Here is a 7927-nt window from a genome sequence, read left to right as displayed (position 1 = left end):
GGTCAACTGTAGGAGTGAGCCTGCTCGCGAAGAACGGTAACGCGATCTAACGGACCGCCATCAAATCTTGAAACTGTCGACCAACTGCTTCAACCGGTTGGCCTGCTGCGACAACGCATCGCAATCTTTCAACGTCTCGTTGAGGTTGGCGACGCTCTGCTGGTTCAACAGGTTGATCTGGTTGACGTCGACGTTGAGCGTTTCCACCACGGCGGTCTGCTCCTCGGTTGCAGCGGCCACCGACTGGTTCATGCCATCGATTTCGCCGATGCGCTGGGTCACGCTGACCAGGCGCAAGCCGGCCTGATTGGCCACTTCAACGCTTTGCTCACTAGATGCCTGGCTGGCGTTCATCGTGCTCACCGCTTCACGCGAACCCACTTGCAGCGAAGTGATCATCTTGTGGATTTCTTCCGCCGACTCCTGGGTGCGATGGGCAAGGTTGCGCACCTCATCCGCGACCACGGCAAAACCACGCCCGGCTTCACCGGCCCGCGCCGCTTCGATAGCGGCATTGAGCGCCAGCAGGTTGGTTTGCTGCGAGATCCCTTTGATCACATCGAGGATGTGGCCGATGTTGTCGGTGCTGGCGTTCAGGGTTTCGATCTGAGTGCACGACAGGCTGATCTTTTGTGACAACTCGGTCATCGCCTGAATGGTTTGTTCCACCACTTGGCGGCCGTCATCGGCCTGCTCGCTGGCGCCGCTGGCATGCTGCGAAGCATCGGCGGCGTTGCGGGCGATTTCCTGAGTGGCGGCGCCCAGCTGATTGATCGCCGCCGCGACGCTATTGGTGCGTGCGCTCTGTTCATCGGAGCCGACAATCGAGGCGTTGGACGACGCCATCACCCGCTGCGACAGATCGTGAACGTGACGGGTCGCCGATGATACTTCGGAAATCGACGCGTGAATCCGCTCAACGAACTGGTTGAATGCGCTGCCCAGTTCGCCGAACTCGTCTTTGCTCTCGACCACCAGACGACGGGTCAGGTCGCCTTCACCTTGAGCGATGTCTTGCATCGCGCGGCCCATGGTGGTCAACGGACGCATCAACACGTTGATCAACAGGCTCAGCAACAGCGCAATCGCCGCCACCGCGACAAACATCGCGATCAGTGCCGAGGTGCGGAATTGGCTGAGTGCGGCGTAGGCCTTGTCGTGATCGATCGACAGACCGATGTACCACTGCGCATTTGGCAGGTCGCTGACCGGGGTAAATGACAGAATCCGCTCCTGGCCGTTGAGCACGACGTTCTGATTGCCTTTTTCGATGCGCACGCTGGTGTTCGGGTAGATGTCCTTGAGGTTCTTCATCACCTGGTCTTTGTCCGGGCTGACGATCACCTGACCGTCAGCGCTGACCAGAAACGCATGGCCAAGGCCACCGAAGTCCACCGAGTTGATGATTTTCACCAGGGTTTCCAGACTCAGGTCACCGCCGACGACGCCCAGCAGCTCGCCGTTCTTCTTCACCGGCATGGCGATGGTCACCACCAGACCGCCGACGGCCGCCATGTACGGCGGGGTCAGCATGGTCTTGTCGGCGGCGACCGCTTGTTTGTACCAAGGGCGCTGACGCGGGTCGTAACCGTCGGGCATCTTCGCATCAGGGCGCTGGGTAAAGACACCGTTGGCCTGACCGACGTAAGTGAATTGAAAGTTCGAAGTGAAGGCTGGTTGGTCGACCAGTCCCGGAAGATCGGCGCTCTTGCCTTGATGGGCCACGTTTTGCGCGAGGTTTTCCAGCACCAGGATTCTTCCGCTCATCCAGTTCTGCACACTGCTGGCGGTCAGGTCACCGGCCTGCTGCACGGAAGACTGGAGGTTCTGGCGAATGGTGTTTCGCTGCAGGTAGTCGTTGTAGAGCGTGAACAGCGCGAACGCCAGGACCACGACGCCCGAGGCGGCCAACAGGATTTTATGGCTGAACTTGAGATTCATTTCATGGGACTTCTTATGCCAAAAGTGGGGATGCGTTCCGGATGCAACATTCCATGTACAGCGCAGGCAGCGTTCTTCTGGCCGCTCTACTTTGGTGCACGCATGTCTCACCAGTCTGTCGGCACGCATGGAAGAAATCTTAGGGCGGCGTAGGAAATGGATGAGGTTTACGCATGATTCCCGCCGAACGGCGTGCCAGAGCGCCTGCGAGGAAATTTTTCTGGGTGTTGGTTGAGCGACAGTTGCAAAATCTGTAACCCTTGATGACAATGCGACTAATTATCATTTGTGACGTTCGGGCTGTTGCGTAAATGTCCTCTCCTGAGTTCGCAGTACAGACGCTTTACAGTAGTCATCACGGCTGGCTCAACGCTTGGCTGCGCGCACGGCTGGGCAACGCGGCGGACGCAGCGGATCTGGCCCAGGATACGTTTGTGCGCCTGCTGCAACGCACCGAACGCCTCGAACTCAAGGCGCCCCGCGCCTTCCTGCGCACCATTGCCTGCGGGTTGGTGATTGATCACTGGCGCCGCGAGGAAATCGAGCGCGCCTACCTGGAAAGCATTGCCCATTTGCCCGAAGCACAGGCGCCCGGTGCCGAAGCCCGAGCGCTGGTGATCGAGTTGCTCGAAAGCATCGCGCGCATGCTTGAAGGACTGAAGCCGAAAGTGCGTCAGGCTTTTCTGTTGGCGCAGTGCGAAGGCTTGACCCATAAGCAGATCGCCGAGCAGATGGGTCTGTCGTTGCGCTCGGTGGAGCGCTACATCGCCGATGCCCTCTATCACTGTTACGTGCTGCGGTATGAGAGCTGATGCCTGTGGATAACTTGTCATTGGGTCGGCGCGCCGAGCCGCAGCAGAAAGTGGTCCGGCAGGCCATTCACTGGTTGCTGCGCCTGCGTAATAACCACGGCAACCCGCGCCTCCAGCGCCAATGCGAACAATGGCGCGCCGAACAGATTGAACACGAATTGGCCTGGCAACGGGTGCAGTCGCTGCAAGCCGAGCTGAGCAACAACCTGCGTGCCGTACCCGGTGCGCAAGTGGCCTTCAACACACTGGAAAACAGCGCACAGGGGCTGGGCCGCCGCCAGGCGCTGAAGCTGCTGTCGGGCGTGCTGGTGATGGGTTCAGCGGCGTGGCTGGCCAAGGACACTGCGGTGTGGCAGCAATGGCGCGCCGATTACGCCACAACAACCGGCGAGCGTCGCGGCTTTCAGTTGCCCGATGGCACGCGCCTGGAACTCAATACCGCCAGCGCCGTGGATCTTGATTACACGGCGCAACAACGCCTGATCAAGTTGACTCGCGGCGAAATCATCGTCAGTTGTGGCGGCGCCGATGAAGGCGCACCGTTCGATCGGCCGCTGCGCATCGAAAACCGCCACGGCCGTTATGAACCGCTTGATGCGCGCTTCATTCTGCGTCAGGACAATGATTGCACACGGCTCAGCGTCACCCGTGGAAGGGTCGCCATCCATACCGGCGGAGCATCGGTGGAAGCACTTGCCGGGCAGAGCTATCTGATTGACCGCCATCAGGTAAGGCCGGCTCCGACGCTGCCCATGGATGCCGGCGCCTGGGTCGACGGCTTGATCGTCACGCGCAATATGCGCCTGGGCGACTTCCTCGCTGAGGTCGGGCGTTATCGCCAGGGTTTTCTGACGTGCGCCTCTGAAGTGGCTGATCTGCAACTGTCTGGCGTGTTTCGCCTGGAGGATACCGACAGGCTGCTGGCCGTGCTGCCGCAGACCCTGCCGGTCCAGTTGCGCTATCGCACCCGCTGGTGGGTGACGCTGGAATCGCTGGCCTGAATATTTTTTGGCGGGTTTTCGCAACGAGTCCGGCTTAGTCAGTAAGCAGTTCCACTCAGCCTTCGCGACTTCCTACGGAAACCTACAATGACTGTCCGCGCTACCTGTAAGCATTCTCTGAACATCACGGTTGAATCGGGTTTATTACGCCACGCCATCCGGGCGGCGCTGTTCTCTACCGCTCTGGGCGCCGGGGTGTTGCCGAGCCTGAGCCTGGCGGCCGGGCTGACTGGCAATGAAGTCAGCCATCGCTACGACATCCCTGCCGGAGCGCTGGGTGACGCATTGAACCAGTTTGCCCGGCAAGCCGGCATCACCCTGTCGATGACGCCGCAACAGACCCAAGGCCGGCAGTCGCCGGGCGTTCAGGGTGACTACTCGACGGAACAGGCGTTGAGCCATTTGCTCGGCGGTTCCGGTTTGCAAGCGGTCAGCCAGGACGGCAGCAGCTACATTCTGCGCCCGGTCGCGGAAACCGAAGCGCTGGCCTTGCCGACCACCGACATCAAAGGCTTCGCCCTTGGTAACGCGCTGGGCAGCATGGATGGCTACAACGCCACGCATAGCCAGATCGCCACGAAAACCAGTACGGCATTGCGGGAAACGTCGCAAAGCGTGTCCGTGGTGACCCGCGAGCAAATGGACGATCAAGGTTCGCAGACGGTGTCGCAGGCCATGCGTTACACCCCTGGCGTGTTGACCAATCCCTACGGTGCCACCCACCGTTACGACTACGTCGCGATGCGCGGCTTCAACGACGGTTCTGTGGATAACCTCTATCTCGACGGCCTCAAGTCGATGGGCGATAGTGGCACTTACAGCACCATGCAGGTCGATCCGTATTTCCTCGAGCGCGTCGACATTCTCAAAGGCCCGTCGTCGGTTTTGTATGGCCGCAGTTCGCCGGGTGGACTGGTGGCTCTGACGAGCAAGAAGCCGCTGTACGAGGCTTATCATCAGGTGCAAGCCACAGTCGGAACGCAGGGCCAGCGCGGGGTCGGCTTTGACTTCAGCGGTCCGGTCGATGACGACAAGCGCATCGCCTATCGTCTGACCGGTTTGACCGATCAGTCCGACACACAATTTGACCACAACAAGGAAAAGCGCTTCGCCCTCGCACCGACCGTCAACATCGATTTCAGCGAAGACACGTCGCTGACCCTGCAGGCGTACCTGCAGCACGATCCGGACGGCGGTTACCACGGTGGCGTGCCGGCGGATGGCACGATTCATCAGCGCAATGGCCAGCGCATCTCGCCACACTTCTTTGAGGGCGAGCCGGGGGTTGATGGCTACTCACGTGATCAGCAGTCGTTCGGCTACCAGTTCGAACACCGCTTCAACGACGTCTTCACTGCGCGACAGAACTTTCGTTACCTGGACTCCAAAGTAAACATGGATCAGGTCTACGCGTATGGCTGGACCACACCGACCAGCAACGAGCTGAACCGTTATTACACCGGGGGCGACGAGCGGCTGCACGCGTTTATCGTCGACAACATGCTCCAGGCCGAATTTTTCACCGGTGCGACCAAGCATACGGTGCTGATGGGCGCCGATTACCAACGACGCAAGACGGTGGTCGACTGGACCAGCGGCGGATTGGCGCCGATCGATGCGTTCAATCCGGTGTACGGCAACTCGGCGATCGAGATGTACGGTGAGACCAGCTATCTGCGCCGCCTCGAGCAAACGGGTGTGTATTTGCAGGACTTGATCGAGATGGACCAGTGGCGCTTCTCGCTGGGCCTACGCCAGGACTGGGTAGAAACTTCTGATGAGAACCGGATTGCCGAAGCAGGTCGCCCGCAAGGCACCGAAATCAAAGACCGTCGCACCAAACTGACCGGCCGCGCGGGTGCCCTGTATCTGTTCGATAACGGTCTGGCGCCGTACATCAGTTACTCCGAGTCGTTTAATCCGAATTCCTACGCTGACAGTGCCGGTAACCCACTGGCGCCTACCGACGGTAAACAATGGGAGGTCGGCCTGAAGTATCAGCCGCCAGGCACCGACAATCTGTTTACCGCGTCGCTGTTCCGCATCGATCAGGAAAACCTGGCGACCAAACTGCCGCAGGAAAACTTCTATCGCGCTGTAGGTGCCGTCCGCTCTCAAGGCCTGGAACTGGAAGCGCATACACAACTGACCGATAACCTGAAGGTGCTCGGCAGCTACACCTTCACCGATATCGAATATTCCAAATCGATGGTCAGCACGCTGAGCACACCCACCGACGTCATCGAGAACAAAGGCAACTCACCGACACAGGCACCGCGGCACATGGCATCGCTGTGGGCTGACTACAAGTTCGACAGCGCGGCGCTCGATGGCCTGCGTCTGGGCGGTGGTGTGCGTTACGTCGGCTACAGCTGGGCGGATGCAGAAAACACCCTGAAGGTGCCCTCCTACACATTGTTCGATGCATCGATCGGTTACGACCTGGGCAAAGTCGGCTTGAAGGGCGTTGACCTGCGCCTGAATGCAAACAACCTGACCAACGAGTCCTACGTGGCGTCCTGCGCCAGCCTGAACTTCTGCTACATGGGCGAAGAGCGCAATGTCGCGGCGACGGTCAGCTACCAGTTTTAATCCTGTGCCCTGTGCATAAAAAAGCCAGCCCCTGATATTCGGGGGCTGGCTTTGTCGTCTCTGTGAGGGAAATGTTCATGCGTGCGTTTTTGGTTGTATTGCATCGCTATATCGGATTGGCAATCGCCGTGTTTCTGCTGCTGGCGGGGATCACCGGGAGCATTCTGGCGTTTAACCATGAGCTGGATGAAGCCTTGAATCCGCAGTTTTACGCGGCGTCTGCCGAGGGGCAACGACTGCCACCCGGCGATTTGGTCCAGGCAGTGCAGACTACGCATCCAACACTGCAGGTCTGGTACATGGAGTACCCGAACGAACCAGGACATACCGCGTTGCTGGCGGCCGTGCCACGCACAGACCCGGCCACCGGCAAGCCGTTCGACGAACCGAACCAAGTGTTCTACCTGGATCCGGTGAACGCTGAGCAAAAAGGACAACGCTATTGGGGAGAATGCTGTTTCCAGCGGGAGAACTTCATCCCCTTCATCCTCGAGTTTCATTACAACCTCACGCTTCCCGAGAACTGGGGGCTGTTGCTGATGGGGCTGGTGGCCATCGCCTGGGTGATCGATTGTTTTGTCGCGTTATGGCTGACACTGCCGCGGGGCAAGCCGTTCTGGAAGAAATGGTCGACCGCCTGGAAGGTAAAAGGCGGACATGCTTATCGCGTTAATTTCGATCTGCATCGTGCAGGGGGATTGTGGTTATGGTTGTTACTGCTACCGATTGCCGTCAGCAGCGTGGCGATGAACCTGCCAAGCCAGGTATTCAAACCGGTCGTGTCGTTATTCTCGCCCATTGAGCCGAGTGTCTATGAGGCGCGAGGTCGAATACCTCCAGACGAACTGGGGGTCACGCAGCTAACTTATCAACAGGCGTATGAAAGGGCATTAGAGGAAGGGAAACGGTTAGGACTGACTGCGGCAATCGGGGAGTTGTACTACAGCTTCGAATACAACTTTTACGGCGCGGGGTTTGGACAGCATGACACGCAGGCGCATGGCAAATCCTGGTTGTTCTTTCATGGCACGGACGGGCGATTACTGGGACAGGAAATCGCCGGACAGGGAACGTGGGGCGAGCAGTTTTATCGGCTGCAGTTACCGATACACGGTGGCCGAATCTTTGGCGTTACGGGGCAAGTGATGATTGCAGTGCTGGGCGTGCTGATTGCCGGTTTGTCAGGTACCGGTGTCTATATCTGGTGGCGTAAGTGGCAGGCAAGGCGCATCAGCAGGATACGTAAAACGCTTTGAACAGCTGGTTTGGGTCAGGCCAGAAATGACAAAACCCCTGACTGCTCACGCAGACAGGGGTTTCGGAATTCAATCTTGACGATGACCTACTCTCACATGGGGAAACCCCACACTACCATCGGCGATACATCGTTTCACTGCTGAGTTCGGGATGGGATCAGGTGGTTCCAATGTTCTATGGTCGTCAAGAAATTCTTTATCTGGCCCGTCAACACGGTAACAAGCCAGCAAAAACAGGAACTTCTACTAAAACAAAACCCCAACTGCTTTCGCAATTGGGGTTTCGGAATTTAATCTTGACGATGACCTACTCTCACATGGGGAA

General features: G+C 58.5%; 5 protein-coding genes and 1 rRNA gene. 4 read left to right on the top strand and 2 right to left on the bottom strand.

Going from position 1 to position 7927, the window contains the following annotated elements:
- Positions 1–60 precede the first annotated feature (60 nt).
- Positions 61–1941, bottom strand: a complete 1881-nt coding sequence (locus HU765_RS26460) for a methyl-accepting chemotaxis protein (protein WP_186551553.1) — start codon at positions 1939–1941, stop codon at positions 61–63.
- 311 nt (positions 1942–2252) lie between these two features.
- Between HU765_RS26460 and HU765_RS26455 the strand changes: the two genes are divergently transcribed.
- From HU765_RS26455 to HU765_RS26440, 4 genes are all read left to right on the top strand, one after another.
- On the top strand, positions 2253–2753 hold the full coding sequence (locus HU765_RS26455) for a sigma-70 family RNA polymerase sigma factor (protein ID WP_186551554.1): 501 nt from the start codon (positions 2253–2255) through the stop codon (positions 2751–2753).
- A complete protein-coding gene (locus HU765_RS26450) occupies positions 2753–3754 on the top strand; it encodes a FecR family protein (RefSeq protein WP_186624040.1) in 1002 nt (333 codons plus the stop codon). Before HU765_RS26455 ends, HU765_RS26450 begins: the two co-directional genes overlap by 1 nt.
- A gap of 87 nt (positions 3755–3841) precedes the next feature.
- Positions 3842–6346 (top strand): TonB-dependent siderophore receptor, encoded by a 2505-nt coding sequence (locus HU765_RS26445; protein WP_186624038.1) that lies wholly within the window; start codon positions 3842–3844, stop codon positions 6344–6346.
- Between the two features lie 77 nt (positions 6347–6423).
- The gene (locus tag HU765_RS26440; RefSeq protein WP_186624036.1) at positions 6424–7602 is read left to right on the top strand and encodes a PepSY domain-containing protein; all 1179 of its coding nucleotides are present in this window, start codon (positions 6424–6426) and stop codon (positions 7600–7602) included.
- Between the two features lie 73 nt (positions 7603–7675).
- Here the strand turns inward: HU765_RS26440 and rrf are convergent.
- Positions 7676–7791: ribosomal RNA gene (gene rrf, locus HU765_RS26435) — 5S ribosomal RNA — on the bottom strand.
- Between the last annotated feature and the right edge of the window lie 136 nt (positions 7792–7927).

Origin of the sequence: Pseudomonas sp. SWRI81 (assembly GCF_014268545.1) — a bacterium.
In the GTDB taxonomy this organism is placed as follows: Bacteria; Pseudomonadota; Gammaproteobacteria; order Pseudomonadales; family Pseudomonadaceae; genus Aquipseudomonas; species Aquipseudomonas hamedanensis.
The sequence above is the reverse complement of the archived record's forward strand: the minus strand, read 5'-3'. Positions and strand labels throughout refer to the sequence as shown.

What these genes read in the sequence shown, in the direction of transcription:
- HU765_RS26460 (WP_186551553.1), bottom strand. Translation starts at nt 1,941, where the DNA reads ATGAATCTCAAGTTCAGCCATAAAATCCTGTTGGCCGCCTCGGGCGTC.
- HU765_RS26455 (WP_186551554.1), top strand. Translation starts at nt 2,253, where the DNA reads ATGTCCTCTCCTGAGTTCGCAGTACAGACGCTTTACAGTAGTCATCAC.
- HU765_RS26450 (WP_186624040.1), top strand. Translation starts at nt 2,753, where the DNA reads ATGCCTGTGGATAACTTGTCATTGGGTCGGCGCGCCGAGCCGCAGCAG.
- HU765_RS26445 (WP_186624038.1), top strand. Translation starts at nt 3,842, where the DNA reads ATGACTGTCCGCGCTACCTGTAAGCATTCTCTGAACATCACGGTTGAA.
- HU765_RS26440 (WP_186624036.1), top strand. Translation starts at nt 6,424, where the DNA reads ATGCGTGCGTTTTTGGTTGTATTGCATCGCTATATCGGATTGGCAATC.